22 protein-coding genes, 1 pseudogene and 1 riboswitch are annotated in these 26,553 nt (G+C 72.9%); of the genes and pseudogenes, 18 read left to right on the forward strand and 5 right to left on the reverse strand.

The annotated features are described in order from the left end of the window. Positions 1–84 precede the first annotated feature (84 nt). Positions 85–489: pseudogene (locus ACFVH5_RS25820) on the forward strand (hypothetical protein); the annotation flags it as partial. A gap of 91 nt (positions 490–580) precedes the next feature. Here the strand turns inward: ACFVH5_RS25820 and ACFVH5_RS25825 are convergent. Further along, on the reverse strand, positions 581–988 hold the full coding sequence (locus ACFVH5_RS25825; RefSeq protein WP_385836154.1) for a CoA-binding protein: 408 nt from the start codon (positions 986–988) through the stop codon (positions 581–583). 212 nt (positions 989–1,200) lie between these two features. After that, a complete protein-coding gene (locus ACFVH5_RS25830) occupies positions 1,201–3,048 on the reverse strand; it encodes a TIGR03767 family metallophosphoesterase (protein WP_385836173.1) in 1,848 nt (615 codons plus the stop codon). A gap of 265 nt (positions 3,049–3,313) precedes the next feature. Beyond that, positions 3,314–3,501, forward strand: a riboswitch (cobalamin riboswitch). A 66-nt stretch (positions 3,502–3,567) separates the two neighbouring features. Between ACFVH5_RS25830 and ACFVH5_RS25835 the strand changes: the two genes are divergently transcribed. From ACFVH5_RS25835 to ACFVH5_RS25870, 8 genes are all read left to right on the forward strand, one after another. Continuing rightward, positions 3,568–4,599: an ABC transporter substrate-binding protein gene (locus ACFVH5_RS25835; RefSeq protein WP_385836155.1), complete on the forward strand. Its 1,032-nt coding sequence runs from the start codon at positions 3,568–3,570 to the stop codon at positions 4,597–4,599. Positions 4,600–4,607: 8 nt separating this feature from the next. After that, positions 4,608–5,624, forward strand: a complete 1,017-nt coding sequence (locus tag ACFVH5_RS25840) for a FecCD family ABC transporter permease (protein ID WP_385836156.1) — start codon at positions 4,608–4,610, stop codon at positions 5,622–5,624. Further along, positions 5,621–6,544, forward strand: a complete 924-nt coding sequence (locus ACFVH5_RS25845) for an ABC transporter ATP-binding protein (RefSeq protein WP_385836157.1) — start codon at positions 5,621–5,623, stop codon at positions 6,542–6,544. The genes ACFVH5_RS25840 and ACFVH5_RS25845 overlap by 4 nt, the downstream gene beginning before the upstream one ends. Positions 6,545–6,590: 46 nt before the next feature. Beyond that, positions 6,591–7,352: a hypothetical protein gene (locus tag ACFVH5_RS25850; protein ID WP_385836158.1), complete on the forward strand. Its 762-nt coding sequence runs from the start codon at positions 6,591–6,593 to the stop codon at positions 7,350–7,352. Then, the gene (locus ACFVH5_RS25855) at positions 7,349–7,924 is read left to right on the forward strand and encodes a SixA phosphatase family protein (protein ID WP_385836159.1); all 576 of its coding nucleotides are present in this window, start codon (positions 7,349–7,351) and stop codon (positions 7,922–7,924) included. The genes ACFVH5_RS25850 and ACFVH5_RS25855 overlap by 4 nt, the downstream gene beginning before the upstream one ends. Before the next feature lie 235 nt (positions 7,925–8,159). After that, the gene (locus ACFVH5_RS25860) at positions 8,160–8,786 is read left to right on the forward strand and encodes a YigZ family protein (protein ID WP_385836160.1); all 627 of its coding nucleotides are present in this window, start codon (positions 8,160–8,162) and stop codon (positions 8,784–8,786) included. 68 nt (positions 8,787–8,854) lie between these two features. Continuing rightward, a complete protein-coding gene (locus ACFVH5_RS25865; RefSeq protein ID WP_385836161.1) occupies positions 8,855–10,018 on the forward strand; it encodes an exonuclease SbcCD subunit D in 1,164 nt (387 codons plus the stop codon). A gap of 55 nt (positions 10,019–10,073) precedes the next feature. Continuing rightward, a complete protein-coding gene (locus ACFVH5_RS25870; RefSeq protein ID WP_385836162.1) occupies positions 10,074–13,070 on the forward strand; it encodes an AAA family ATPase in 2,997 nt (998 codons plus the stop codon). Positions 13,071–13,175: 105 nt separating this feature from the next. Here ACFVH5_RS25870 and ACFVH5_RS25875 read toward each other — a convergent pair whose 3' ends face one another. Further along, a complete protein-coding gene (locus tag ACFVH5_RS25875; protein WP_383942869.1) occupies positions 13,176–13,622 on the reverse strand; it encodes an Lrp/AsnC family transcriptional regulator in 447 nt (148 codons plus the stop codon). 94 nt (positions 13,623–13,716) lie between these two features. On the opposite strand from ACFVH5_RS25875, the gene ACFVH5_RS25880 reads away from it, so the two are divergent. From ACFVH5_RS25880 to ACFVH5_RS25915, 8 genes are all read left to right on the forward strand, one after another. Continuing rightward, the gene (locus ACFVH5_RS25880; RefSeq protein WP_385836163.1) at positions 13,717–14,229 is read left to right on the forward strand and encodes a rhodanese-like domain-containing protein; all 513 of its coding nucleotides are present in this window, start codon (positions 13,717–13,719) and stop codon (positions 14,227–14,229) included. A gap of 88 nt (positions 14,230–14,317) precedes the next feature. Continuing rightward, complete coding sequence (locus ACFVH5_RS25885) at positions 14,318–14,851, forward strand: immunity 21 family protein (protein ID WP_385836164.1); 534 nt, start codon at positions 14,318–14,320, stop codon at positions 14,849–14,851. A gap of 120 nt (positions 14,852–14,971) precedes the next feature. Next, positions 14,972–15,844: an SDR family oxidoreductase gene (locus tag ACFVH5_RS25890; protein ID WP_385836165.1), complete on the forward strand. Its 873-nt coding sequence runs from the start codon at positions 14,972–14,974 to the stop codon at positions 15,842–15,844. A 446-nt stretch (positions 15,845–16,290) separates the two neighbouring features. After that, positions 16,291–17,139 (forward strand): helix-turn-helix domain-containing protein, encoded by an 849-nt coding sequence (locus ACFVH5_RS25895; protein WP_385836174.1) that lies wholly within the window; start codon positions 16,291–16,293, stop codon positions 17,137–17,139. Positions 17,140–17,256: 117 nt separating this feature from the next. After that, a complete protein-coding gene (locus ACFVH5_RS25900; protein WP_385836166.1) occupies positions 17,257–18,120 on the forward strand; it encodes an ABC transporter ATP-binding protein in 864 nt (287 codons plus the stop codon). A gap of 206 nt (positions 18,121–18,326) precedes the next feature. After that, positions 18,327–19,394 (forward strand): iron-siderophore ABC transporter substrate-binding protein, encoded by a 1,068-nt coding sequence (locus tag ACFVH5_RS25905; protein WP_385836167.1) that lies wholly within the window; start codon positions 18,327–18,329, stop codon positions 19,392–19,394. Next, a complete protein-coding gene (locus tag ACFVH5_RS25910) occupies positions 19,391–21,496 on the forward strand; it encodes an iron ABC transporter permease (protein WP_385836168.1) in 2,106 nt (701 codons plus the stop codon). The genes ACFVH5_RS25905 and ACFVH5_RS25910 overlap by 4 nt, the downstream gene beginning before the upstream one ends. Before the next feature lie 44 nt (positions 21,497–21,540). Further along, complete coding sequence (locus ACFVH5_RS25915; RefSeq protein WP_385836169.1) at positions 21,541–22,737, forward strand: peptidase C39 family protein; 1,197 nt, start codon at positions 21,541–21,543, stop codon at positions 22,735–22,737. 92 nt (positions 22,738–22,829) lie between these two features. Here the strand turns inward: ACFVH5_RS25915 and ACFVH5_RS25920 are convergent, their stop codons facing one another. After that, a complete protein-coding gene (locus tag ACFVH5_RS25920; RefSeq protein ID WP_385836170.1) occupies positions 22,830–24,521 on the reverse strand; it encodes a DUF885 domain-containing protein in 1,692 nt (563 codons plus the stop codon). Between the two features lie 62 nt (positions 24,522–24,583). Beyond that, a complete protein-coding gene (locus ACFVH5_RS25925) occupies positions 24,584–25,105 on the reverse strand; it encodes an Lrp/AsnC family transcriptional regulator (RefSeq protein WP_385836171.1) in 522 nt (173 codons plus the stop codon). A 141-nt stretch (positions 25,106–25,246) separates the two neighbouring features. Here ACFVH5_RS25925 and ACFVH5_RS25930 point away from each other — a divergent pair, with 141 nt between their 5' ends. After that, positions 25,247–26,428, forward strand: a complete 1,182-nt coding sequence (locus ACFVH5_RS25930) for a trans-sulfuration enzyme family protein (protein ID WP_385836175.1) — start codon at positions 25,247–25,249, stop codon at positions 26,426–26,428. The last annotated feature ends 125 nt before the right edge of the window (positions 26,429–26,553 follow it).

The following is a 26,553-nucleotide window of genomic DNA, read 5'->3' on the forward strand; positions in this document are numbered from 1 at the left end:
TCTACACCCCAACCCCCCAACCCGTTTTTTTTGGGTGTGGGGGGGGCTGGTTTTTTTTTATAAGCCCCCGCGGCCGCCGCCCCCGCCGCGCTGGGGGCGGGGGGCCCGATCCGCGGCTTCCTGACCAGCCTGGCCGCGAGCCTGGTCATGGGTGTCGCCGTCACCGGGATGCACTACACGGGGATGGCGGCCGTCAGTGTGCATCTGCACGGCGCGGCCGGCGCACCTGATTCGGGCGACTCGGCCCACTCGCTGCTGCTGCCGATGCTCATCGGGCCGGTCCTCTTCCTGGCGCTCGCGGGAGTCGTCGTGATGTTCGACCCGATGCTCGTCCTCGGGGACGGCGACTGGAACCGGACCGCGTCCCGCCGCTGGGCGCCCGCTCCGCGCGCGGAACCGCCCGCCTGGTCGGGCTCGGCGTTCGAGGCTCCGCCGAGGACGGACCGGCGCGCGTACGGATCCGGGGGGCGTGGGCGCCGCGACGGGTGAGCGGGGTGGGTGTCCCGGCGGTCCGGGTCCGGGTTCGGTTTCGCCGGTTCGCCCTGGTGCGTTCGGCCCGCCGCCCGTTCATCCCCGCCGGTCAGCCCAGGCGGGGGATCTCGATCGCCGGGCAGCGGTCCATGACCATGTCGAGGCCGGCGTCGCGGGTGCGCTCGTACGCGGCCTCGTCGATCACGCCGAGCTGAAACCAGACGGCCTTGGCGCCGATGGCGACCGCCTCGTCGGCGACGGCGCCGGCCAGGTCGCTGTTGACGAACACGTCCACCACGTCGACCTCGAAGGGGATGTCCGCGAGGGAGGCGTAGCCCTTCTCCCCGTGGACCGTCTCGGCCTTCGGGTGGACGGGGATCACGCGCTTGCCGTAGCGCTTCAGTACGTCCGCGACGCCGTACGCGGCGCGTCGCTCGTTCGACGACAGGCCTACGACGGCCCAGGTGTCGCCGGTCTCGGTGAGGATCTTGCGGATCGTTGCCGGGTCGCCGTGCACGGGTCGCCTCCTGGGGGTTGGGGTGTGACTGCCTGCGGCGGACAACGTCTGGCGCGGGCCCGGGATTCCCCGCGGTGGGGGGTGGGGCTGCGGGGTTCGTGGCGGGTGCGGCCCGGTGGGGGCCGTTCGCGCAGTTCCCCGCGCCCCTGAAAAGCAGGCGGTTCGCCGTGCCCCGGGAGAGCCGGCAGTCCCCGCGAGCCCGAAGCTGAAAGCTACAGGTCGGTGGTCAGTAGTAGCTCCACGTTTTGGTCCTGGGGTGTGCCCGCCCACGTGGTCTCTGTCAGGTTCGGGGCGTTGTAGGCCAGTTCGCGGTACAGGGACGCCAGGCCCACCGCTGACAGGTCGGTGAAGTCGGGGGCCGTGCGGTGCGGGGCCGCGGATTCGACGAGTGTGGTGAACAGCGACAGCGTGCCGTCCCCGTTGTCGGTCAGTTCGATCAGCCGGGCGTGGTGCGGATAGTCCAGGTGGGAGGCCGTGTTGACCTCCCAGAAGGAGCGGGCCGGGGTCGGGTGGGGATGCGCCGTGATCCGGTTGACGTGGCTGTGGCCGTTGATCCACGCCACCACGTTCGGGAATCTGCCGAGCAGCGCCAGGACCTCCGCGCCGTCGTGCCGCGGTTCCTCGGAGCGGGCCGCGTCGGGGCGGCGGGTCATGCTCGGGCTGTGGTGATGGCTGAAGACCAGCACCTGGGCGTCGTCGGCCCGGGAGTTGCGTACGAGGCGGCCGTCGGCGTCGTACGACCGGGAACTGTGCGCGGCGAGCGTCCGTTCCAGCCAGCGCAGTTGACCGGTGCCCAGCGAGCCCTCGTAGTGGCCGCTGCGGTACGTCGTGTCGATGCTGACGCCGATGACGTTCTCGGCGATCCGGAAGGAGTAGTACATCCGGTCGCCGTCCAGGCTGTCCTGGGTGTAGCCGTGGCCGACCGGTCCCGCCCCTGCCCGCCCGGGGTCGAGGTGTGCGGCCAGATACTCGTGCGGGGTGCACAGCCGGCGCCGCTCGTCGGCCGTCACGGGCCGTGCCGAGCGGGCGTGCCGTCGCAGGATCGCTTCGAGCACCTCGCTCTTGGGGTCGTCGCCGGTCCGCAGGGCCTTCGCGTAGGCGGCCGTGTCCGTGTCCGGGACCGACAGCAGCTTCCGGGAGCCCGTCGCGAAGTCGCCGAGCGCGGGTGACAGGCAGCCGCCGGGCAGATCGTCGTGGTTGCCCACCGTCGAGTACCAGGGGATGCCGAGCCCCGGGCTGGTCACCGGCCGCCGCGCGGCCGTGAGGAACCCGGGGACGGCGGGCAGCCCGCGCCGCTTGTCCAGGTCGCGCAGGCCCGGGTCGTCCGGGTGCCAGTAGAGGGGGAGCCCCGAGTTCTGGACGCCTTCGTACGCCGACGGGTCGCCGGAGTCGGGAGTGATCCGGCCGCCGCTCATCAGCGTGAGGAACCAGTCGAGTTCGAGCGCGGAGTTGTTGTCGATGTTGTCGCCGGTCGTCATCACGAACGCGGGCGGCAGACCGGTGTGCGGGCCCTCGGCGAGCGCGTTCACCTGCTCCACGAGCGCGACGGCCCCCGCCACGGTCAGCGCCTCCTGAGGACGCCAGGCCGCGGCCCCGCCCGAGCGCAGGAACTCCGTGCGCAGCGGGTTCTGCACATCGGTCAGGTGCAGGTCGGTGAACTGGACGAAGCACGCGAGCGGGGTCCGCCGGTCCGGGCGGCCGGTGGCGGCGGGGGCGAGTTCCTCCCGTACGACCAGGGGCAGGCCCGGACCCGTGACGAGTCGGCGGTAGGTGCCGGAGTGCGGGCTTCCGCTCAGCCGGGCGGTCATGTCCAGGGTGGTGGCCGCGTACGGCGCCGGCCGCCGGGTGGCACGGGCCGGCCGCTGGGCCACCTGTTCGGCTGCGGGAACCGCGGAGGGGCCGGGGCGCTGCGGGGGGACGAGGGTCGCCGCTCCCGCTGCCGCCGTCGCCCCCGCCGCCATCGCGAGGGTGCCGGAGACGAGCAGGAAGCGACGGCGGTCGATGGCCGTCGCGGCTTCCCCATCGGCCGGGTCCCTCCCGGACGGATCCCGTCCGGCCATGTCCTTTCCGGCGGTCCCGGTGATTCCGGAGGTTCCGGTCCTGGGCTGGTCCTGCGGCATGGGTCGGTCCTCCGGTGCCTCCGAGCGGCGCGCTGAACGGAACCACTCATTCAGGCCGCGGGGGCACGGGCGTGGCGCCACCGTGAACACCGCCGGAACAGGAGAAACGTACGAAACGGGCGGCGGAGACCGGCATTCACGTCGAGCCCCCGCCACGTCACGACCGAGCCCCCGCCGCACTGCCGCACGGCCGTGAAAGCCGCCGTGATAGCTTGCGAAAGCCAGTCGAACCCATGTACGTGGGTCAGGGAATCCGGTGGAAATCCGGAGCTGACGCGCAGCGGTGAGGGTGACGGGCGGGGCATCGGCCACTGGACCGGATCGACGGTCCGGGAAGGCGCCTCGTCCGGGTGAACCCGAGTCCGAAGACCTGCTGGCGGCCTCCGCGGTCCCGAGACGGCGGGGGAGCACCGTACGACCGGGCTCCGCGTTCGAGCCCTCGACGTCTGAGGAACTTCCGTGCCCATCGCACGCCCCACCCGCCCTGCCGCCCTGCTCGTTTCCGGGGTCGTTCTGCTGACCGCGTGCGGTGGTGCCGACTCGTCCGGCTCAGCCGGCAAGGACTCCGCGGCAGCCGTCACCCTGGAGAACTGCGGTCACACCGTCCGCGTGGAGTCCCCGCCGCGCAAGGCCGTCTCCCTCAACCAGGGCACCACCGAGATCATGTTCTCGCTGGGCCTCGCCGACCGGATGGCCGGCAGCGCCACCTGGACCGACCCGGTGATGAAGGGCCTGGAGAAGGCCGACGCGCAGGTGAAGCGGATCGCCGACAACAACCCGTCGTTCGAACGGGTCCTGGACGCCGACCCCGACTTCGTCGCCGCCTCGTTCGTGTCCACGCTCGGCAAGGGAGGCGTCGCCACCCGCGAGCAGTTCGAGAAGCTCGGCGTACCCGCGTACGTCTCGCCCTCCGACTGCGCGGGCAAGGACAACACCGGGGACGGCGACGGCGCCCGCAAGAAGCCCCTCGGCATCGACGCCATCTACGGGGAGATACGCGACCTGGCCGAGGTGTTCGGTGTGGAGGAGCGGGGCGACAAGCTGGTCGCCGAGCTCCGGCAGCGCATGAAGAAGGCCACCGCGGGCATCGACGCCTCCGACGTCTCCCTCCTGTACTGGTTCGCCAACTCCGAGTCGCCCTACATGGCCGGCTGCTGCGGCGCCCCCGGCATCATCACCCGGGCGTTCGACGCGAAGAACGTCTTCGACGACACCCACGAGGAATGGCCCCAGATCAACTGGGAGACGGTCGCCGACCGCGACCCCGACGTCCTCGTCATCGGCGATCTGACCCGCAAGTCGCAGACCGCCGAGTCCGCGAAGAAGAAGATCGAGTTCCTGGAGTCCGACCCGGTCACCAAGAACATGACCGCCGTGAAGAAGAAGCGGTACGTCCTGCTCAGCGGGCAGGCCATGAACCCGACCATCCGTACCGTCGAGGGCGTCGAACAAGTGGCCGCCGCCCTGCGGGAGTTCGGGCTCACGGGGTGACTCGCCGGATGGCACGGCCGCGTGTGGGACTGCTCTGCGCGGCTGGTGTGGCACTGCTCGTCGCCTCCGTCGCCGTCGCGATCACCATCGGCCCGGCGGACATCCGCGTCGCCGACGTCTGGTCCGTGGTCGCCTCCCATCTGGGCTGGGGGAGTACGGAGCTGAGCCCCATCCGGGACGGCATCGTCTGGCAGCTGCGGCTGCCGCGCACCCTGCTGGCCGCCGTCTGCGGGGCCGGACTCGCCGTGTGCGGCGCGGTCATGCAGTCGCTGCTGCGCAACCCGCTCGCCGACCCGTTCGTCCTCGGGGTGTCGTCCGGAGCCTCGACCGGCGCGGTCGTCGTGGTCGTCCTCGGCGCGGGCGGCGGCCTGGTGTCGGTCTCGGCGGGCGCCTTCCTCGGCGCGCTGCTGTCGTTCGGACTCGTGCTGCTGCTCAGCCACACCCTCGGCGGGACGACGGACCGCGTGGTGCTGAGCGGGGTCGCCGCGATGCAGCTCTTCTCCGCGCTCACCTCCTTCGTGGTGATGACCGCCGCCGACGCCGAGACCACCCGAGGAGTGCTGTTCTGGCTGCTCGGCTCGCTGGGCGGGGTCGGCTGGACGGACGTCTGGGTCTGCCTCGCCGTCCTGGTGGTCGCGCTGACGGTCTGTCTGGCGTACGCGCGCACGCTGGACGCGTTCGCCTTCGGCCAGGACGCCGCCGCGACCCTCGGGGTGTCCGTGGCCCGCACCCGGCTGGTGCTGCTGTGCGTGACGGCGCTCCTGACGGCCGCGCTCGTCAGCTCGGCGGGCGCCATCGGGTTCGTCGGCCTCGTCCTGCCGCACGCGGCCCGCGCGTTGGTGGGTTCCGGCCACGCCCGGCTGCTGCCGGTCGCCGCCCTCGCCGGCGCGGTGTTCCTGGTGTGGGTGGACACCCTGGCCCGTACCGTCCTCGACCCCCAGGAGGTGCCCGTGGGCGTGGTCACCTCCCTCATCGGCGTACCGGTGTTCGTGCTGGTGCTGTACCGGACGCGGAGGACACGATGACGACCGAGCACGCCGAGACCCCTGAAGGTGCCGGGACCACCGAGGGCGCCGGGACCGCCGGGCGCGCGGAAGGCGTCGAGAAGGGTGCGGCCGTGCCGGATGCCGGCCTCCGGGCCAGCCGCGTCACCCGGACCGCCGACGGACGCGTCATCCTGGACGGCGTCAGCATCAGTCCCGCCCCCGGCACCACCGTCGGCCTCCTCGGACCCAACGGTTCCGGCAAGTCCACGCTCCTGCGGCTGCTCTCCGGCGTCCTCGCCCCGGCCTCGGGCGTGGTCACCCTCGACGGCAGCCCCCTCGGCGAACTGGGCCGCCGCGACATCGCCCGCCGTATCGCGGTGGTCGAGCAACAGGCCGACACACAGGTCGAGTTGAGCGTCCTGGACGTCGTACGCCTCGGCCGCACCCCGCACCGCCGCGCCTGGACACCCCCGTCGCAGGCCGACGAGGAGGCCGTACGCGACGCCCTGGCCCGCACCGGCCTCGCCGACCGCGCCCACCAGTCCTGGCACACCCTCTCCGGCGGTGAACGCCAACGCGTGCAGATCGCCCGCGCCCTCGCCCAGGAACCCCGCGAGCTCCTCCTGGACGAACCCACCAACCACCTCGACATCCAGCACCAGCTCGACCTGCTGAACCTCGTCACCTCGCTGCCGGTCACCAGCGTCGTCGCCCTGCACGACCTCAACCTCGCGGCGATGTACTGCGACCGGCTCGTCGTCCTGCGCGAGGGACGGGTGGTGGCCACCGGGACACCGGGCGACGTACTCACCGAGGACCTCATCGCCGAGGTCTACGGCGTACGGACCGCCGTCACCCGCGACGACTCCGACGGTCCCGACGGCCGTCCGCACGTGCGTTTCCTGGGCACCGTGAGCCGCCCCGCGCCCCAGGAACCCGCGAACGCGTGTCCGGAATGATGTCGGCATCCCTGCGCGCGGCCCCTCGCACGCCTACGCTCAGCCCGTGCTGCGTATCACCGACGCCCGAACAGGCGACCCCGTCACCGCCACCCCGGCCCGCCGGGGCCTGACCCGCGTCGAGGCGCGGGTGGAGCGCCCCGACGCCACCGGCCTGCGCGTGCTCCTGACCGCCGACGTCCTCGTACGGGCCCTGGAGATCGGCGGGACCCCCGTGTGGACCGTACTGACCGGCACGGAGGACCGCGCGGAACTGCGGGCCCGGGCCAGGGCGCTGGGCATCCGGCCGTTCGAGGACGAACGGGACAGCGGCCCCGGCCTCGGCGAGGCCCAGGTGCTGAGCGTGCGCGCCCGGACCGACGGGCCGCCCGACAGCGCGGGCACTGCCGACGAGGCGGCGGGCGTGCTGCGCGTCGAGGTCGCCCCGGCTGACATCGGGAGCGCGGTGCCACAGGACGACGAGAGCGCGTCCGCCCTGCGCCTCGCCCTGCTCGCCCGCCCCCGGGACGAGGAGCTACGGCTCGACGCGGCCGATCTCACGGACGCCGCCGACCAGTTGAAGCACTGGCGGGACGCCGTCGCCGGCTGGGCCACCCGGCCCTCGGGCCCCATCCCCGACCCCGTACGGGACCAGTTGCGCGCCGCCTGGGAGGACGACCTCGACGTACCCGCCGTCCTGGGCGTGCTGCGGAAGGTGGAGACGTCGGGGACCGTTCCGGACGGGGCCCGCTTCGAGACGTACGCCTACGCGGACCGGCTGCTCGGCCTCGAACTGACCCGGGACATCGGCCGCGGGGCTCCGGCGTGATCGCGCGCGCCGGAGGGGGCCCGCTGCGCCGCCTCGTCGTGCTGCGGCACGCCAAGTCCGCCTGGCCGGACGACGTCCCCGACCACGAGCGGCCCCTCGCGTCGCGCGGGCGCCGGGACGCCCCGGCCGCCGGACGGATCCTCGCCGACGCCGACTGCCTGCCGGACCTCGCGCTCTGCTCCACCGCCGTACGCGCCCGGGAGACCTGGGACCTGGCCGCCGCCGAGTGGGGTACGCCGCCTCCCGTGCGCCATGACGCGCGGCTGTACGGGGCGGAGGTGCCCGACCTGCTCGAAGCGGTGCGCGAGGCTCCGGCGGAGGCCGAGACCCTGCTGCTGATCGGGCACAACCCGGGGCTGGAGGAACTGGTCCTCACGCTGGCGGGCGACAGCCTCGACGACGCGCTCGACGACGTCCGTATGAAGTTCCCCACCTCGGCGATCGCGATCCTGGCGTGGCACGGCCCCGGCTGGGAGTCCCTGGGGCCCGGCGCCGCGCTGCTCACGGACGTGATCGTGGCGCGGGGGAAGAGGGCGCGCGGGGAGAAGGGGCGTCGCGGGCGGGGCCGGTAACCCGGCCATGCCCCGCGCCCCTGGGGGGTTTGTTTTTTTGGGTGCGGCGTCGCTGTGGCGGGCGTGCGGGATTGCGCAGTTCCCCGCACCCCCTAGGGGGTGCGGCGTTGCTGTGGCGGGTGTACGCGACTGCGCAGATTCCCGCGTCCCCAGGGGGTGGCGTCGTTGTGGCGGGTGTACGTGAGAGGGCCGTCGTGCGTCCATGGAGGGTGCTTGGCGCGCCTACGCTGGGGGGATGCAGGACGAGTACCGCACCGTGGCCCGCGCAGGGGTGCACGAGACCGAGATCAACCGCTCCCGGTTCCTCTGCGCACTGGCACCGGCGGCCACCGAGCGGGAGGCCCAGGACTTCGTCGCGGCCGTCCGCAAGGAGCACGCGGACGCCTCGCACAACTGCTTCGCGTACGTCATCGGCGCCGACGCCTCCGTACAGAGGGCGAGCGACGACGGCGAACCGGGCGGCACCGCGGGCGTCCCGATGCTCCAGATGCTGTTGCGCCGCGACATGCGCTACGTCGTCGCCGTCGTCACCCGCTACTACGGAGGCGTCAAACTCGGCGCGGGCGGACTCATCCGGGCCTACGGCGGCGCGGTGGGAGAGGCCCTGGACACCCTCGGCACCCTCACCCGCAGGCGCTTCCGTCTCGCGACCGTGACCGTCGACCACCAGCGGGCGGGCAAAGTGCAGAACGACCTGCGTTCCACCGGCCGCGAGGTGCGGGACGTCCGCTACGGGGAGGCCGTCACCATCGAGATCGGCCTGCCGGACGCCGACGTGGAGGCCTTCCGGAGCTGGCTGGCCGACAGCACGGCGGGAACCGCGGGGTTCGAACTGGGCGGAGAGGCGTACGGGGACGCATAAGCCGCACATCGGGCTGTTACGGGAGTAGCCGCCCGTGATGTCCGACCCGGCCGTTAGTCTCGGGGATCATGAGGCTGCTGCACACTTCCGACTGGCATCTGGGCCGGGCGTTCCACCGCGTGAACATGCTCGGGGCCCAGGCCGACTTCATCGGTCACCTCGTCGCGACCGTGCGCGAGCGCGACGTCGACGCCGTGATCGTGTCGGGAGACGTGTACGACCGGGCCGTGCCCCCGCTGGCCGCGGTCGAGCTCTTCGACGACGTGCTGCACCGCCTCGCCGACCTCGGTGTGCCCACGGTGATGATCTCCGGGAACCACGACTCCGCGCGCCGGCTCGGTGTCGGCGCCGGACTCATCGACCGCGCGGGCATCCACCTGCGGACCCAGCCCTCGGCCTGCGGCACGCCCGTGCTGCTGAAGGACGCCTTCGGGGACGTGGCCTTCTACGGGCTGCCGTATCTCGAACCGGCCCTGGTGAAGGACGAGTTCGGGGTGGAGAAGGCGGGCCACGAGCACGTCCTCGCCGCCGCCATGGACCGGGTGCGCGCCGACCTCGCCACGCGCGCGCCGGGCACCCGTTCCGTCGTCCTCGCGCACGCCTTCGTCACGGGCGGCGAGGCCAGCGACAGCGAGCGGGACATCACCGTGGGCGGGGTCGCCGCCGTCCCCGCCGGGGTCTTCGACGGAGTCGACTACGTGGCGCTCGGCCATCTCCACGGCAGCCAGCGGATCACCGGGCGCGTGCGCTACTCGGGCTCCCCGCTGCCGTACTCCTTCTCGGAGACCGACCACCGCAAAAGCATGTGGCTGGTCGATCTGGGAGCCGACGGCTCGGTGGAGGCCGAGCGCCTCGACTGCCCCGTACCGCGCGCGCTGGCCCGCATCCGGGGCGGGCTGGAGGAACTGCTCGCCGATCCGGAACTGGCGCGCCACGAGGAGGCGTGGGTCGAGGCGACCCTCACCGACCCGGTGCGTCCCGCCGACCCCATGGCGAGGCTCACCGAGCGGTTCCCGCACACGCTCAGCCTCGTCTTCGAACCCGAACGGGCACCCGACGACCCGGACCTCTCCTACGCCCGGCGGCTCGCGGGCCGCAGCGACCAGCAGATCGCGGAGGACTTCGTGGCCCATGTGCGCGGCGCGGGACCCGACGAGCGCGAACAGGCCGTGCTCCAGGACGCGTTCGACACCGTCCGCGCCGACGACACGGTCCGCGAGGTCGCCCGGTGACCGCCGCGCACCACTGGAACGGTTCGCTTCGCGCGTTCCGCATCGGAAGGACCCGATGAGGCTGCACCGGCTGCACATCACCGCCTTCGGGCCCTTCGGCGGCGCCCAGGAGGTCGACTTCGACGACCTGTCGACCGCCGGACTCTTCCTGCTGCACGGGCCGACCGGCGCGGGCAAGACCTCCGTCCTGGACGCCGTCTGCTTCGCGCTGTACGGATCCGTACCGGGCGCCCGCCAGGGCGGTTCGCTGCGCAGCGACCACGCCCTCCCCGACGTCCGTACGGAGGTGACGCTCGAACTCACCGTGTCCGGACGCCGGTTGGAGATCACCCGGCAGCCGCCCTTCGCACGCCCCAAGAAGCGCGGCACGGGCACCACGACGGAGAAGGCACAGAGCTGGCTGCGCGAGTACCACGCGCCCGCGGGCTCCTGGAAGGACCTCAGCCGCTCCCACCAGGAGATCGGCGAGGAGGTCACCCAGCTCCTCGGTATGAGCCGCGAGCAGTTCTGCCAGGTCGTACTGCTTCCCCAGGGCGACTTCGCGCGCTTCCTGCGGGCCGACGCCGAAGCCCGCGGCAGGCTTCTCGGCCGCCTCTTCGACACCCAGCGCTTCGCGGCCGTCGAGCAACGCCTGGCCGAGCGCAGGCGCACGGCCGAGACGCAGGTGCGGGCGGGGGACGCCGACTTGCTCGCGGGCGCCCACCGGATGCAGCAGGCGGTCGGCGACCTCGTCGAGCTGCCGCTGCCCGAACTCGCCCCCGGTGATCCGGGGTTGGCCGAAGCCGTGCTGGAGTGGGCGGCGATCAACAGGAGTACGGCCCGCGAGTGGTTCACGATCACCCACCGCGCACAGGCTGCCACCGAGTCGGCGCAGGCAGCCGCGGCCCGTGTACTGGAGGACGTACGCGAAGTCGCGCGGCTGCAGCGGCGGTTCGCCGAGGCGGGGGAGCGGGCCGCCCGGCTGGAGGAGCGTTCGGGGGCCCATCGGGAGGCGCAGGCGCGCATGGAGCGGGGCCGCAAGGCCGAGGCCGTGGCGCCCGCGCTCGGGTTGCGCGAGGCGACCGAGGCCGAGCACCTGCGGGCGGCCGGCGCCGAGGCTCGCGCGCGTGCACGGCTCTCCGAGTCCTTCTCCGAGGCGGGGGCCGCGGGTCTCGCGGCCGCCGCCCGCAAGGCCGCCGAGGAGCTGGGCGGCCTTGAGTCGGCCCGCCGTGGCGAACATCGGCTCACCGAACTCGCCGCTGAACGAACCAAGTTGGACCGTCAGGAGCGCGCCGACGAGGACGTGCTGCACGACGCCGAGCAGTGGCTCGCCGGATGGGAGACGACCAGAGCCGGGCTCCAGACCCGTATCGAGACGGCCCAGGAGGCCGCCACCCGGGCCGAACAGCTCGCCGTGCAGCGCGAACCGGCCCAGGCGCGGCTCGGCGCCGCCCGGCTGCGCGACCAGCTCGCCGGGGACACCGACGAGGCCCACGCGCGCGTGCTCGCCGCGCGCGAAGAGGCGGCGGACGCGCGCACCCACTGGCTGGACCTGAAGGAACAGCGGCTCAAGGGCATCGCCGCGGAACTCGCCGCGAACCTCGTGGACGGTGCGGCCTGCGCCGTCTGCGGCGCCACCGCGCATCCCGCTCCCGCCCGGAAGGTCGACGGACACGTCGACCAGCGGACCGAGGACGCCGCCCTCGCCGCGTACCAGAGCGCCGACGAACGGCGTACGGAGGCGGAGCGCCGCCTCGGGGTCGTCCGTGAGGCGCTGGCCGCCGCGACCGCGGAGGCGGGCGACACCCCCACCGGCCGACTCGCCGAGCAGGCCGAGGAGTTGGAGCGTCGACACGCCGAGGCGCGGGGCGCCGCCTCCGGGCTGCACGCGGCCGGTGAGGCGCTGCGGCAGGCCGAGCACGAGCACGAACGCCGGCTCGCCGCGCACCAGGAGGCCGCGGTGCGCGGCGCCTCGCGCAGCGCGCGCCGGGACGCCCTCGCCCGTGAAACGGCCACTCTGGAAGAGGAGTTGGCGCAGGCCAGAGGTGCGGCCAGCAGTGTGGCCGAGCGGGCCGCCCAGCTGGAGCGGCAGGTCTCGACGCTCACGGAGGCCGCGGACACCGCGCGCGTCGCGGCGGACACCGCCCAGCGGCTCAAGGACGCCGACGCGCGACTCGCCGACGCGGCCTTCCGCGCCGGGTTCGACACGCCGCAGGCCGCCGCGGCGGCCCTCCTCGACGACGTGGCCCACCGGGAGCTGCAACGACGGCTCGACGCCTGGCAGCAGGAGGAGGCGACGGTCCGCGCGGTGCTCGCGGAGACCGAGACGGCCGCCGCCGCGGACCGGCCGCCCGCCGACGTCCACACCGCCGAACAGACCGCCGCCGTGGCCGTGCGGCGCATGCGCGAAGCGGCCTCGGCACGCGACGCGGCGGCCCGCCGCTGCAGCGAACTGGACCGGCTCACCCACCGGGCCACCGCGTCCGTGCGCCGGCTGGGGCCGCTGCGCGAGGAGTACGACCGGGTGGCCCGCCTCGCGACGCTCGCGGCCGGCACCTCGGCGGACAACGAACGCAGGATGCGCCTGGAGTCGTACGTCCTCGCCGCCCGGCTGGAACAGGTCGCGGCGGCGGCCAGCGCACGGCTGCAGCGCATGTCCGCCGGGCGGTACACGCTCGTCCACTCCGACGACCGGGCCGGGCGGGGCCGCAGCGGCCTCGGGCTGCACGTCGTCGACGCCTGGACCGGGCGCGAGCGCGACACCGCGACGCTCTCCGGCGGCGAGACGTTCTTCGCCTCCCTCGCGCTCGCGCTGGGCCTCGCGGACGTGGTCACCGACGAGGCGGGAGGCGTCCGGCTCGACACCCTCTTCATCGACGAGGGCTTCGGCAGCCTCGACGACCAGACGCTCGACGAGGTCCTGGACGTACTGGACTCACTGCGGGAGCGGGACCGCAGTGTCGGCATCGTCAGCCATGTCGCTGATCTGCGGCGCCGGATCCACGCACAACTGGAGGTCGTGAAGGGGCGTTCGGGGTCGGTCGTCCGGCAGCGGGGCGGCGACGGCGGCTGACGTACGCGGGCGGGCGTCGGGTGGGCGTTGGGTGGGCCGTCGTGCGGCTGTCGCTGTCGCTGTCGCTTGTTGTTCCTTGTTGCGGTGCTGCGGCCGTTCGAGGGCTCAGCGGCCGAGAGGGCGTCGTGGCAGGGGGGACGAGTACACGACGCTCGTCGTCACCGAGCCGAGCGTGCCGATCCGGCCCGACACCTCCTCAAGGTGGCTCATCGAACGGGTCGCGACCTTGATCACGAAGCAGTCGTCGCCCGTCACGTGATGCGCCTCCAGGATCTCGGGGGTGGCCGCGATCAGATCGTGGAACGGCTTGTAGTTGCCGTTCGGGTAGCGCAGCCGCACGAACGCGAGGATCGGCAGGCCGAGGCTCTCCGGGTCCACGACCGCCGCGTACCCCTGGATGATCCCCGCCTCCTCCAGACGCCGCACCCGCTCGGTGACCGCGCTCGCGGACATGGAGACGGCACGGGCCAGTTCGGCGAAACCGGTGCGGCCCTCGCGCTGGAGGACTTCGAGAATGCGCCAGTCGGTGGCGTCCGGGGAATACGCGGTCATGACCGAGGAATAGCAGGGGAATCCCCGGCGGATCAAGCCCGAGGCCGGGGATCATGCCTTCAGCGGGGAGCGTCACCGGCCGTAGATTCGGCCCATGAAGAGCAGCGCTGTTTCCCGTAACCCTGTACTGCGCGTCGCCCCCGCCTCGCCCGCGGCGGCCGTCGCCCACTTCTCGGCGAGCCTCGCCTTCCACGCCGACGTGTCCGACGTCGCCGCCGCGCTGGCGGCCGACGGCGGCGACAGCGGAGGCCGTGACGGCGGCGATCGCCCCGGGTTCGTCGTCGTCGACTCCCGGTCCACGGAGTCCTGGGACCAGGGCCATGTGCCCGGCGCGATCCACCTGCCCACCGCCCAGATCCCCGAACAGGCCGGACACCTGCTGGACAGGGCGGTACCGGTCGTCACCTACTGCTGGGGCCCCGGCTGCAACGGCGGGACCCGGGCCGCCCTCGCCCTCGCCGAACTCGGCTACCAGGTCAAGGAGATGCTCGGCGGGTTCGAGTACTGGGTGCGCGAGGGCTTCGAGTTCGAGAACTGGGAAGGGCGCGAACGGCGTGCCGCGGACCCGTTGACGGCACCGGTCGGGGCCGCGGACTGCGGTTGCTGAGGGGCGTACGGACTCAGTCGCGTATCGGCTCGGTGGCCGGGCAAAGGAATCGTCAATTACGGTCCGTCCGGGCGTGTAGTTTCTGCCCATGGCGAGTTATGCGGACCCCAGTTCGGTCGAGCGGGTCGAACAGGTGGAGTGGGTCGAGTCCGGCGGTGGGCCGCTCATAGCGATCCCGGAAGTGGTGCTGCCGTTCTGGACGGGGGCCGACGGCGACGAACTGGCCTCCGACTACGACCGGGCGTGCGAGGTGGAGGGCCTGATCGGCCTGGTGCCCGTCGGCAACACCACGGCCCTCGTCCTGGGCGACGAACCGGCCGCCACCACCTACCTGCCCGAACACGGCACGTTCGTACGGTGGTCCGCGGGCGACTCGGAGCGTGAGCTGCTGGCCGGAGTGCCGGACGCGCTCGCGACCGCGGAGTGGGGGCGCGAGGTGCACTGGCAGGTCCCCGGGACCGTCGTGCTGTTCGACGCGGCGTGGCCGGGGCGCCGGGCCGAGAGCCCGGGGCACCTGCGGATCACCCTCGAACCGGGCCGGTACGCGGTCCGCGCGGCGCACGCCGAACCGGGCCCCGAGACCTGGATCGGACTCGTCCAACTGAGGCCGCTGGAAAGCTGATCGAGGGTGAGGGGGTGCGCCGTCGGTGAACCGGCGGTGAACCGGCGGTGAACCGACGGACGAGCCCCGCCGCGGAAAATGGCATGCGCGCGGCCCGTACGCCGCCCATCATGGACCGCCATGCCTCAACTCCCCTCATCCGCAAGCACATCCGAAGAACTCGCGCCCGCGGTTGAAGATCTGCGCCGTGAGCCGCTGCCGTTGCGCGGGCGGACCGCTCTCGTCACGGGGGCCGGCCGCCGCGCGGGGATCGGCTACGCCGTGGCCCGGCGCATGGCCGCGTACGGAGCGAGCGTCTATCTGCACCATCACGTGCCGCACGATGCCGCGATGCCCTGGGGGGCGGACCGTCCTGAGGCGGTGGCGGCCGGAGTGCGCGAAGCGCTCGGCGACCCCGGCGCCCGGGTCGTCCACGGACCGGGCGACCTCTCCGAGCCGGGCGCACCGGCCGAGCTGATCGCCCGAGCGGCGGACGCGCTCGGCGGGCGGATCGACATCCTCGTCGCCAACCACGCGCTCAGCGGTTCGGACGGGCCGCTGGACGTGATCGACGCGGCGATGCTCGACGCGCACTGGGCCGTCGACACCCGGTCGGTGATCCTGCTCGTCCAGGCCTATGCCCGGCTGCGTACCGCGTTGCCGGCGGGTGCCCCGGGCGGACGGGTCGTGATGATGACGTCCGGTCAGGACATCGCGGGCGGGATGCCGGGCGAGATCGCGTACGCCCTGCAGAAGGGCGCCCTCGCGTCGGTGACCCGCTCCCTGGCGACCACGCTCGCCGAGCACGCCGTCACCGTGAACACCGTCAACCCGGGTCCGGTGGACACCGGCTACCTGACCGGGGAGGCGCACGGGGCGGTCGCCTCGATGTTCCCGGCCGGACGCTGGGGAAGACCGGACGATCCCGCCCGCCTCATCGCCTGGCTCGCCACGGACGAGGCCGGGTGGATCACCGGCCAGGTCATCGACTCGGAGGGCGGCTTCCGACGCTGAGGCGTTCGTGTGCGACCGGGCGGCGGTGCGGTGCCCGGCTGCACCGGCCGTACCGGCGGCGCTGAGTGGCTATGGGGCACGCGCGATGCCCGCTGCGCCCGCTATGCCCGCTGCGCCGGCGGGGTCGAGCGGCTGTGGTGCATCCGCGTCGCCCGCGGATCCCGCGGTATCCGCTGCGCCGGGCAGTCGTACGGCGTCCGGGGCGGCGCGGTGCGGCCGTGCGGCACCGGCAACACCGGCGGCACTTGGAGCACCAATACCCGCGGCACCCGCGGCACTCGCGGCACCCGGAGCCCCCGGAGCACCCGCCGCACTCGCCGCCCCCGGAGCCCCCGGAGCGCCGAGGAGCGGTCGAGTGCAGGCCGGGGGTCTCCCGGCGCCGATACGGCCCCCCCGATAGACTCGACCGCATGGTCCGATCGTTCCGTGGTGACGCGAGCCCCGGGATGTGGCGGCGGGAGGCGGGCACCGTGGTGCTTCGGGTTCCGCCGTTTCCGGAGCAGGCGGTGGCCCCTTTCGCCATCATCGCCGGGCTGCAGGTCCCCAGTGTCCCCACCGAGTGGGCGCCCCACGCACACCCCCGGCACGAACTCGTCTGGGTGCGCGGTGGAACGCTGACCTCCCGCGTGGCGGACCGCGTCTTCACCGTGTCCGAGGGGCACGGGCTGTGGATGCCCGCCGGAGTGGTGCACGGCGGCCGGGCGACCGCGGGCGCGAAGTTCTACGAGGCCTTCTTCGCCCCCGACCGGGCGCCGCTCGCGTTCGCTGAGCCGACGGCGATCGCGATGACGCCGTTGCTGGAGTCACTGCTGACGCACCTGTCCCGTACGGATCTCGACGCGACGGCCAGGGCGCGCGCCGAGTCCGTCGTGTTCGACGTGCTCCAGCCGTCGGAACACCAGTTCGCGCTGCAACTGCCCGGCGACGCCCGGATAGACGCGATCGCCGAAGCCCTCCTGGACGATCCCGCCGACAACCGCTCCCTGGAGGAGTGGGCGCGCCACCTGGGGATCAGTGACCGCACGATCACCCGCGCGTTCCGCCACGCGACAGGCCTGTCCTTCGCGCAGTGGCGACAGGTGCTGCGCGTCCACCGGGCACTGAACCTCCTCGCCGAGGGATTCGACGTGACGACCGTGTCCGAGACGCTCGGCTACGCGCAGCCCAGCACCTTCATCGCCTCGTTCCGGCGGGTCATGGGCACCACGCCGGGCGCGTTCTTCGATCCGGCGGACGGAACCCCCGGCCCTTCCGAAGGTGTCCGGAATCCCGTATTGCCTGTCCAAAACTCCTGATTGCCGACATCGGAAGCGGAACATACTCTTCTGGGAGTTAGGCAACCCTTAGTTCGGCGGACCGCCGGGCCGGGGGAATGCCGTATCCCCTGTTTCTCCGAGCGTCCGGACCCATTGATGTTCACAAGCCCCCTCCGGCGCGCCGGTCGTCCCGTGGCCGACCCCGCCCTGCCGGTGGCCGCCCTCAACGGGCACGACCTGGTCCTGCGGTACGGCGGCACACCGGTCGTCCACGGTGTTTCGCTGTCCCTGGCACCCGGCCGCGCGACCGCCCTGGTGGGGCCGAACGGGAGCGGGAAGTCCACGCTGCTGCGCGCCCTCTCCCGACTGCACCGGGTGGACGGCGGCCGACTGACGCTCGGCGCCCCCGACGGGCCGCACGAGCATGACGCGGCCCTGCTCAGCGCCCGTAGGTTCGCCCGCGAGGTCACGCTGTTCTCGCAGTCGCGGCCCGCGCCCCAGGGTCTGACGGTCGCGGAGGTCGTCGCGTTCGGACGGCACCCGTACCGGCGCGGCTTCGCCGGACCGACCGCCGAGGACCGCACCGCCATCGACCACGCCATGGGCGTCACCGGCGTACGCGACATGGCGGACCGGCCGGTCGGGGAACTCTCCGGCGGGGAGATGCAGCGGGTCTGGCTCGGCGCCTGCCTGGCCCAGGACACCGGCGTGGTGCTGCTGGACGAACCGACCAACCACCTGGACCTGCGCTACCAGATCGAGACCCTCGATCTGATACGCGATCTCGTCGAGGAGCACGGCATCGCGGTCGGGGTCGTCCTGCACGACCTCGACCAGGCGTCCCGCGTCGCGGACACGCTGGTCCTGATGCGCTCCGGCCGCGTCCACGCGGCGGGGAAACCCGTCGACGTCCTCACCGCGGAGAACATCGGCGAGGTCTACGACATCCGTGTCGAGGTCGGCGTCGACCCGCGCACCGGCCGTCTCCGTATCGACCCGCTCGGCCGCCATCCCGCCTGAGCCCGTCGCCTGAACCCCTGTAGGACGACAGCCCACCACGGCGGCACGTCTGCCGCCGTACCGCACGCCGTACCGCACGTCCTACCGAAGTGCGTCTCATCGCGTCGCGGCACCTCCATGCCGCGACACGCCCCGTCACGAACAAGCAAGAGACGCGTCGCGAACAGCAAGAAGCGCGTCGCGGACAACAAGAAAGAGGACCCCTCATGAACCGTGCCCGTCTCCTGGCGGCATCGGCCTCCACAGGACTCGTCGTCCTCGCCGCAACGGCCTGCGGCACGACCGACGTCGACGACAAGGCCGACGCCGGCAGCAGCGCGAGCGCGTCGCCCGCGTCGCAGAGCTGTGCCGACGACACCACGGCCACCTCGACGAAGCCGGTCTCCTTCAAGGACGGCGTCGGCCGGCAGGTCGAGCTGGACAAGCCCGCCAAGCGGATCGCGGTCCTGGAATGGCAGCAGGTCGAGGACGCGCTCACCCTGTGCGTCACCCCCACCGCGGTCTCCGACGCGAAGGGGTACAGCACCTGGGTCAGCGCCGAGAAGCTGCCCAGCGGCGTGACCGACATCGGCACCCGTGAGGAGCCCGACCTCGACACCCTCTACGCGGCGAAGCCCGACCTCATCGTCGTGGAGGCGTTCGACGCCGACGACGAGACCCTCAAGAAGCTGGAGAAGCGCGGCGTCCCCGTGATGGCCACGCGCGGCGCGTACCCGAAGGACCCGATCGGGAACATGCGCGACGTGTTCAGCATGATCGGCGAGGCGACGGGCCGCACCGAGCGGGCCGACCAGGTCCTCAAGGAGTTCGACGACCACCTCGCGACGGCGAAGAAGCAGGTCACCGACGCCGATCTGCCCACGAAGGACTTCCTGTTCTTCGACGGCTGGCTCGAGGGGGGCAACCTCACGGTCCGGCCCTACAGCGACGGCGCCCTCTTCACCGAGATAGGCAAGGAGCTGGGCATGAACCCCGTGTGGACCGCCGACGTCAACAAGGCCCACGGCGACGGAGGCGTCGACAAGTCCTACGGCCTGGCGCAGACCGACGTCGAAGGCCTCACCTCGGTGGGCGACGCCAACCTCTTCTACGCCAATGACGAGGGCGCCGGCGGATACGTCGCCGCGCTGGAGAAGAACCCGCTCTGGAAGTCCATGCCGGCCGTCAAGGAAGGCCGCGCGCACGCGTTCCCGGCCCGGGTGTGGGGCGCCGGCGGCCCGCGTTCCTGCGCGCAGGCGATCGACGCCTACGTCGACGTACTCGACAAGAAGTGAGCACGACGCAGACATCGGCACCCCGGAAGGAAGCAGTGCCGCCGCGCGTGGAGCGCGGCGGCGGCCCTTCCGGGGTGGCCGTCCTGGCACTCCTGCTCGTCGTGACCGTCCTGGTCGGCATGTGGCATCTGACGCAGGGGACGTCGGGCATCGGTGTCACCGACCTCGTGCGGTACTTCGCCGGGGAACGGGCGGACACCGGCGGGACCGCGGTCAGCGAGATCCTCATCGGCTCGCGCCTGCCGCGTCTGTTCGCGGGCGTGGCGGTGGGCTTCGCCCTCGGCTGCGCCGGCGCGCTGCTGCAGTCCGTCACGCACAACACGCTCGCCTCACCCGACACCCTCGCGGTCACGGCCGGCGCCTACTTCACGCTCACGCTCGTCGCGGCCTTCGGGCTCACCGTCCCGCTCTGGGCGTCGGGCGCCGTCGCCTTCGCCGGCGGTCTGGTCGCGGCGGCGCTCGTCCTGCTTCTCGCGGGCAAGGCCGCGGGCACCACCGGTACGCGTCTCGTCCTCGCCGGATCGGCGACGGCGATGGCCCTGGACGCGGCGAGCGGGATGCTCCTCATCCTGTTCAAGCAGAACACCACCGGCCTCTTCGCCTGGGGGAGCGGCTCGCTCGCCCAGCTGAACATCGACGCGTCGGTACGCGCCCTGCCCGTGGTGGCCCTGGTGCTGTGCGTCGCCCTGGCGCTGTCCCGGCGGCTCGACGTGATGAACCTCGGCGACGACGCCGCCGCCACCCTCGGTGTGCCGATCCGGACCACCCGCGTGACCGCCGTGGTCTGCGCGGTGCTCCTGACCGGCACGGCGGTCACCCTCGCGGGCCCGATCGCCTTCGTCGGCCTCGGCGCCCCCGTCCTGGCCCGCCTGATCGCGGGACGCGTCAGGGCACTGCGCCCGCACCTCCTCCTGGTGCCCGCCGCCGGGCTGCTCGGCGCGCTGCTCATCCTGCTCGCGGACGCGACCCTGCGCGCCGTCCAGGGCGCGGACGGGGCCGCCTCCATTCCCACCGGCGTGCCCACCGCGCTCCTCGGCGCGGTCGTGATCGTGGTCCTCGCGCTCCGCCTGCGCGACACGGGCGCGCTCCGCCGGCCGCCGCACGCCCGGGTCGCCGCACGCTCGCGCCGCGCGTACCTCCTCGTGGTGCTCGGCGCGGTGACTCTCCTGGCGGCGACGGCCCTCGTCGCGGTCCTGGCGGGAAGCCTCTGGCTGCGTACGGGAGACCTCGTGCTGTGGGCCCAGGGCGCCGCCCCCGACCTGATCGGGCAGGCACTCGACGACCGGACACCGCGTGTGCTCGCCGCGATCCTCGCCGGTGCGGCCCTCGGGCTGGCCGGCTGCGTCGTACAGAGCGCGGTGCGCAACCCGCTCGCGGAACCGGGCGTACTCGGCATCACGGCCGGCGCCGGGCTCGGTGCGGCGGCCGTCGTCACCTCGGGTCTGTCCGGCGGAAGGCCGCTGCTCATCGTGGTCGCGGTCACGGCGGGGCTCGCCACGTTCGCGGTGATCGCCCTGCTGTCCTGGCGGGGCGGCTTCCTGCCCGACCGGTTCGTACTGATCGGCATCGGCTGCGGGTACGGCCTCAGCGCCGTCACCACGTTCCTGCTGCTGCGCGCCGACCCGTACAACACGCCCCGGATCTTCACCTGGCTCTCCGGTACGACGTACGGGCGCACGTTCCCCGACGTCGTACCGGTCGCGGTGGCCCTGGCGATCGCCCTTCCCGTGCTGCTCGCCATGCGTGACCGGCTCGACCTGCTCGCCGTCGACGAGGACACCCCGCGCATCGTCGGCGTCAGGCCGGTCCGTACACGTTTCGCGGCCCTGGCGATCGCCGCGGTGCTCGCGGCGCTCAGCGTGATCGCCGTCGGAGTCGTCGGCTTCGTGGGGCTCGTCGCCCCGCACCTCGCCCGGTCACTGGTGGGCGCCCGGCACGGCCGCGCGATCCCGGTCGCGATGCTGCTCGGCGCACTGCTGGTCTGCGTGGCCGACGCGCTCGGCCGCACGGTCGTGGCACCCGCCCAGGTACCGGCGGGCCTCATGATCGCCCTGGTCGGCGGCCCGTACTTCATCTGGGTGCTCAGGAAGTCCCGCGCGTGACGCCGGGCCGACCCCGGACCACCGCCGTGACACAACAGCAGGAGATGTCCGTGAAGAGTGTCGTCCCGTTCGAGCGCGACATCCCGAACCCGCTGCTCGGACAGCTGGACGTGCCGGAGCGCTGGCACGCGGTCGACCGTTCCGCCCACGCACCGCACCTCGTGGCGGTGCCGGGTGCCGACGGCGGTGCCGAGCGTGCGGAATGGGCCGCCGCCGCGCTCGTGACGGCCCGCCCCGGCACGGCGTATCTGAAGATCGTCGACGCCGTGGGCGACGCACCGGCAGCCGTCCGGGCCGTCGTCCACCACGCACGCGAGCGAGGGCTCGCGCAGGTCAAGTGGGAAGGGTGGACGGTGACACCGGAAGTCGCCGCCGCCTCCGGCTTCACGCCGCTGCGGCCTCCGCTCGCGCAGTCGGAGGGCGCGGCGGGCCCACCTGCCGGTCACGTCCGCTGGCTGCACGACGACGACCCGGCGACCGGACCCGCGCGCCACGACGGGTACCCCGGCCCTCCGTACTACGGGCAGTCCACGCACTTCACGTGCGGTGCCGTCACCGCCCTGGTCGCGCAGGCGCACGCGGGGACGCTGGCGAGGGAGGCCCTCGACCGCGAGGCGGAGCTGACGCTGTGGCGCGGCGCGACCAACTTCCCCGCGTGCGAACCCGTCGGTCTCGGCGTCGCCGTACGCCGCGCGTGGCCGTCGTCCCCCGTCACCGTCCATCTCGACACGGACCGGCCGGTGCTGCTCGGCCACTACCCGGAGAACGAGCAGGAGTGGCGTGCCCTTCTCCAACGCACCTCGCGTACGGAGGCCGGGCGGACCGGTGTGCCGATCGACCCGGACCGCCTCTCCCTGACCGCGATCCGGGACGCGCTCGGCCGGCGGGAGCACGTGCTGCTCCTCGTCTCGCTCGCCGCGATGCAGGGGTTCGACGTACCGCACTGGGTGCTCTGCCACGGCGTCGTACCCGGCGCCGTCGTGATCGACGACCCGTGGGCCAACGCGGCGACGGGGGACACCTGGGTGGACGCCCACCTGCTGCCGGTCTCCGACCGGTCGCTCGACACGATGTCCAGCTTGTCGACCGACTCGACCGACTCGACCGACTCGACCGACTCGAATGCCTCGGCGGACCCGGCGGACCCGGCGGACCCGGCGGACCCGGCGGACCCGGCGGACTCGTTGTATCCGGCGGCGGGCGGCTTTCGCGGGGCCGTGGTGATCGGCCGCCGATCCTGACCCTCACAGCGCTGATCGGCGGCCGGCACGCCAGGCCGGGTGGGGCAGGGACTGTCCGCCCCGGCCCCACCCGGCCGCCGTGCCATCCGCTGTCAGAGCCGGGACAGTTCGTCCACCAGGTCGTCCAGGCCCAGCGACCCCTGGGACAGTGCCGCCATGTGCCACGCCTTCGCGTCGAACGCGTCCCCATGGCGCTTGCGCGCGTTCTCCCGGCCCAGCAGCCAGGCGCGCTCGCCGAGCTTGTAGCCGATGGCCTGGCCGGGGATGGAGAGGTAGCGGGTCAGCTCGCTCTCCACGAAGTCCGCGGGGCGGCTGCTGTGCGAGCCGAAGAACTCCTGGGCCAGCTCCGGGGTCCAGCGCTCGCCCGGGTGGAAGGGCGACTCCGCCGGGATCTCCAGCTCCAGGTGCATACCGATGTCGACGATCACTCGGGCCGCGCGCATCATCTGCGCGTCCAGGTAGCCGAGCCGCTCCTCGGCGTCCTTGAGGTAGCCGAGTTCGTCCATGAGCCGTTCCGCGTACAGGGCCCAGCCCTCGCAGTTGGCGCTGACGCCGCCGATGGTCGCCTGGTAGCGGGAGAGGTCCTCGGCGACGTGGACCCACTGGGCGAGCTGGAGATGATGGCCGGGCACGCCCTCGTGGTACCAGGTCGACACCAGGTCGTACACCGGGAAACGGGTCTGTCCCATCGTCGGCAGCCACGTACGGCCGGGGCGTGAGAAGTCCTCGGACGGTGCCGAGTAGTACGGGGCGGCGGCGCCGCCCGGCGGGGCGATGCGGGACTCCACCTTCCGTACCCGCTCGGCGAGGTCGAAGTGGGTGCCGTCCAGTTCCTCGATCGCCTGGTCCATCAGGCTCTGCAGCCACTCGCGGACCTCGTCGACGCCTTCGATGTGCCTGCCGTGCTCGTCGAGATGGGCGAGCGCCACCCACGGCGTCGCGGCGCCGGGCAGCACCTTCTCGGCCTCCTTCTTCATCTCGGCGAACAGCCGGTGGTACTCGGCCCAGCCGTACGCGTACGCCTCGTCCAGGTCGAGATCCGTACCGTTGAAGTACCGTGACCAGCGCGCGTACCGCTCACGGCCCACCGTGTTCGGCGCGCCCTCGATCGCGGGCGCGTACACGTCACGCATCCAGTCGCGCAGCGCGACCACGGCGGCGGTCGCCGTCCGGGCGGCCTCGTCGAGTTCCGCGCGCAGGGACTCCGGGCCCGCCGACGCGAAGTCCTCGAACCAGCCGCGGCCCGAACCGTCCGTGTCCGACCACTCGGTGAGCTGCCCGACGAAGGTCGCGGTCGGGCGCGGGCCCGCGTACAGCTTGCGCTCCAGGCCGAGGGAGAGGCATGCGCGATAGCCGTCGAGGGCCGTCGGCACCGCCCGCAGCCGCTGGGCGATCGCGGCCCAGTCCTCGTCGGTGTCCGTCGGAGTCACGGTGAAGACCTCGCGCACCGCGTGCACGGCCGTGTGCATGTTGCCGACGGCCCGCAGGCTCTCCTCGGCCTCGTGCACGCCGAGTTCGGCGGTGAGGCGCTCGCGCAGCAGGCGTGCGCACCGGCGCTCGATGTCACTGTCCGCGCCGGGCTGCCGCTCCGCCTCGTCGAGCCGGGCCAGCGTCGTCCTCGCCAGCCGCGCGAGCGCCTCCTGGCCGCCGGGCGAGGTGTCGGGCAGCCTGCTGGAACTCTCCTTCACGCCGAGGTACGTACCGGTGACCGGGTCGAGGGCGATGAGCTCGTCGACATAGGTGTCGGCGACCTCACGGGGCAGCGGGTTCTTCGTCTGTGACATACATCCATCCTCATACGCGGACGGCCGCCGCGTCAGCCCCGTTTTCGAGGCCTTTTGCCTTGTCAGCCCGATTTCGCCGAGGGCGTGACACCCGAGGCCGAGGTGCCCTGCGGGTCGGGCGGCAGCAGGGGGCCGCAGTCCCACTGCTGGAAGATCAGCCGGGTCTCGACGCGCGCCACCTCGCGGTGCGCGGTGAAACCGTCGAGCACCAGCCGCTGCAGATCCGCCATGTCGGCGACCGCGACATGCACCAGATAGTCGTCCGGCCCGGTGAGATGGAAGACCGTCCGCGACTCGGGCAGCGATCTGATCCGCTCCACGAACGGCCCGACCAACTCCCGTCGATGCGGCCTGACCTGCACGGACAGCAGCGCCTCCAGGCCCCGTCCCAGCTTCGCCGGATCGAGCCGCAGCTGATGGCCGAGGATCACTCCCGAGCGCCGCAGCCGGGTGACCCGGTCCAGGCAGGTCGAGGGAGCCACCCCGATCTGCGCGGCGAGATCCCGGTACGTGGTCCGGGCGTCGTTCTGCAGAAGCCGCAGAAGATGCAGGTCCACCGGGTCCAGTACGACGGATTCGGCCATGCGGCGAACGTAACACGGTGTTTCGCGCCATCGCCCCGGTTGTTGTTCAGGCTGCCGTGCATGGATCTCGGCAGCACTGACATACGCGACGTGTACGACGACATGGCGGACGCAGCGAACACGGCGGACGCAGCAGCGGACATGGCAGACGGGGCGGACACGGCAGGCGGGGCGGGCGGGGCGTCGGGGCTCGCTGTGCGGGCCCTGGACACCGAGGCCGTGCACGCGGGGCGGGACGATCTCGCCCGGCAGGGCCTGCACGCCGTGCCGATCGATCTGTCCACGACCTATCCGTCGTACGACAGCCGGGGCGAGGCGGCCCGTATCGACGCCTTCGCCACCGACGGGGCCCAGCCGGACGGCCCGCCGGTCTACGGCCGGCTCGGCAACCCGACCGTCGCCCGCTTCGAGACGGCGCTCGCCCGGCTGGAGGGCACGCAGAGCGCCGTCGCCTTCGCGAGCGGCATGGCCGCGCTGAGCGCGGTGCTCCTCGTACGCAACTCCATGGGACTGCGCCATGTCGTGGCCGTGCGGCCCCTCTACGGCTGCAGCGATCACCTGCTGACGGCCGGTCTCCTCGGCTCCGAGGTGACGTGGGTCGACCCCGCCGGGATCCAGGACGCCCTGCGGCCCGACACCGGTCTGGTCCTGGTCGAATCACCTGCCAATCCGACGCTCGCCGAACTCGATCTGCGGGCGATCGCCCACGCCTGCGGGAGCGTTCCGCTGCTCGCCGACAACACCTTCGCCACCCCCGTGCTGCAACGGCCCGTCGAACAGGGGGCGCGGCTCGTGCTCCACAGCGCCACCAAGTACCTGGGCGGGCACGGCGACGTGATGGCCGGAGTGGTGGCCTGCGACGAGGAGTTCGCCGGACGGCTGCGGCAGATCCGCTTCGCCACGGGCGGCGTGCTGCATCCGCTCGCCGGCTATCTGCTGCTGCGCGGACTGTCGACGCTGCCCGTACGGGTGCGCGCCGCCTCCGCGAACGCCGCGGAACTGGCCCGGCGCCTGACCGACGACCCGCGGGTCGCCCGCGTCCACTATCCGCGGATCGGCGGCGCCATGATCGCGTTCGAGGTCCATGGCGACCCGCACGAGGTGATCGCCGCGGTCCGGCTGGTCACCCCGGCGGTGAGCCTCGGCAGCGTCGACACGCTGATCCAGCACCCCGCCTCGATCAGCCATCGCGTCGTGGACGCGGAGGACCGGCGGGGGAGCGGCGTGAGCGACCGGCTGCTGCGGCTGTCGGTGGGTCTCGAGGACGTCGAGGACCTCTGGCGGGACCTGGACGGGGCGTTGGGGACGAACGTATCGACGTGAGCCCGAGCGGTTGAGGTGAGCCCGCGACGGTGGCGGGGGGGGGGGCCCCCCGCCGGGCCCCCCCCCGAAGGGGGGGGGGTTTTGTGAAAAACCCCCCCCCCCCCCCCACCAACAAAAAGAGTAGA

The sequence above is a fragment of the Streptomyces sp. NPDC127119 genome (genome assembly GCF_042677425.1).
Taxonomy (GTDB): domain Bacteria; phylum Actinomycetota; class Actinomycetes; order Streptomycetales; family Streptomycetaceae; genus Streptomyces.

Excerpts from the sequence above, each read along its gene's own strand:
- ACFVH5_RS25830 (WP_385836173.1), bottom strand. The coding sequence starts at position 3,048 with ATGGCCGGACGGGATCCGTCCGGGAGGGACCCGGCCGATGGGGAAGCC.
- ACFVH5_RS25885 (WP_385836164.1), top strand. The coding sequence starts at position 14,318 with ATGGCGAGTTATGCGGACCCCAGTTCGGTCGAGCGGGTCGAACAGGTG.
- ACFVH5_RS25860 (WP_385836160.1), top strand. The coding sequence starts at position 8,160 with ATGCAGGACGAGTACCGCACCGTGGCCCGCGCAGGGGTGCACGAGACC.
- ACFVH5_RS25915 (WP_385836169.1), top strand. The coding sequence starts at position 21,541 with ATGTCCGTGAAGAGTGTCGTCCCGTTCGAGCGCGACATCCCGAACCCG.
- ACFVH5_RS25890 (WP_385836165.1), top strand. The coding sequence starts at position 14,972 with ATGCCTCAACTCCCCTCATCCGCAAGCACATCCGAAGAACTCGCGCCC.
- ACFVH5_RS25925 (WP_385836171.1), bottom strand. The coding sequence starts at position 25,105 with ATGGCCGAATCCGTCGTACTGGACCCGGTGGACCTGCATCTTCTGCGG.
- ACFVH5_RS25845 (WP_385836157.1), top strand. The coding sequence starts at position 5,621 with ATGACGACCGAGCACGCCGAGACCCCTGAAGGTGCCGGGACCACCGAG.
- ACFVH5_RS25865 (WP_385836161.1), top strand. The coding sequence starts at position 8,855 with ATGAGGCTGCTGCACACTTCCGACTGGCATCTGGGCCGGGCGTTCCAC.
- ACFVH5_RS25920 (WP_385836170.1), bottom strand. The coding sequence starts at position 24,521 with ATGTCACAGACGAAGAACCCGCTGCCCCGTGAGGTCGCCGACACCTAT.
- ACFVH5_RS25895 (WP_385836174.1), top strand. The coding sequence starts at position 16,291 with ATGTGGCGGCGGGAGGCGGGCACCGTGGTGCTTCGGGTTCCGCCGTTT.
- ACFVH5_RS25840 (WP_385836156.1), top strand. The coding sequence starts at position 4,608 with ATGGCACGGCCGCGTGTGGGACTGCTCTGCGCGGCTGGTGTGGCACTG.
- ACFVH5_RS25930 (WP_385836175.1), top strand. The coding sequence starts at position 25,247 with ATGGCAGACGGGGCGGACACGGCAGGCGGGGCGGGCGGGGCGTCGGGG.
- ACFVH5_RS25870 (WP_385836162.1), top strand. The coding sequence starts at position 10,074 with ATGAGGCTGCACCGGCTGCACATCACCGCCTTCGGGCCCTTCGGCGGC.
- ACFVH5_RS25880 (WP_385836163.1), top strand. The coding sequence starts at position 13,717 with ATGAAGAGCAGCGCTGTTTCCCGTAACCCTGTACTGCGCGTCGCCCCC.
- ACFVH5_RS25900 (WP_385836166.1), top strand. The coding sequence starts at position 17,257 with ATGTTCACAAGCCCCCTCCGGCGCGCCGGTCGTCCCGTGGCCGACCCC.
- ACFVH5_RS25875 (WP_383942869.1), bottom strand. The coding sequence starts at position 13,622 with ATGACCGCGTATTCCCCGGACGCCACCGACTGGCGCATTCTCGAAGTC.
- ACFVH5_RS25905 (WP_385836167.1), top strand. The coding sequence starts at position 18,327 with ATGAACCGTGCCCGTCTCCTGGCGGCATCGGCCTCCACAGGACTCGTC.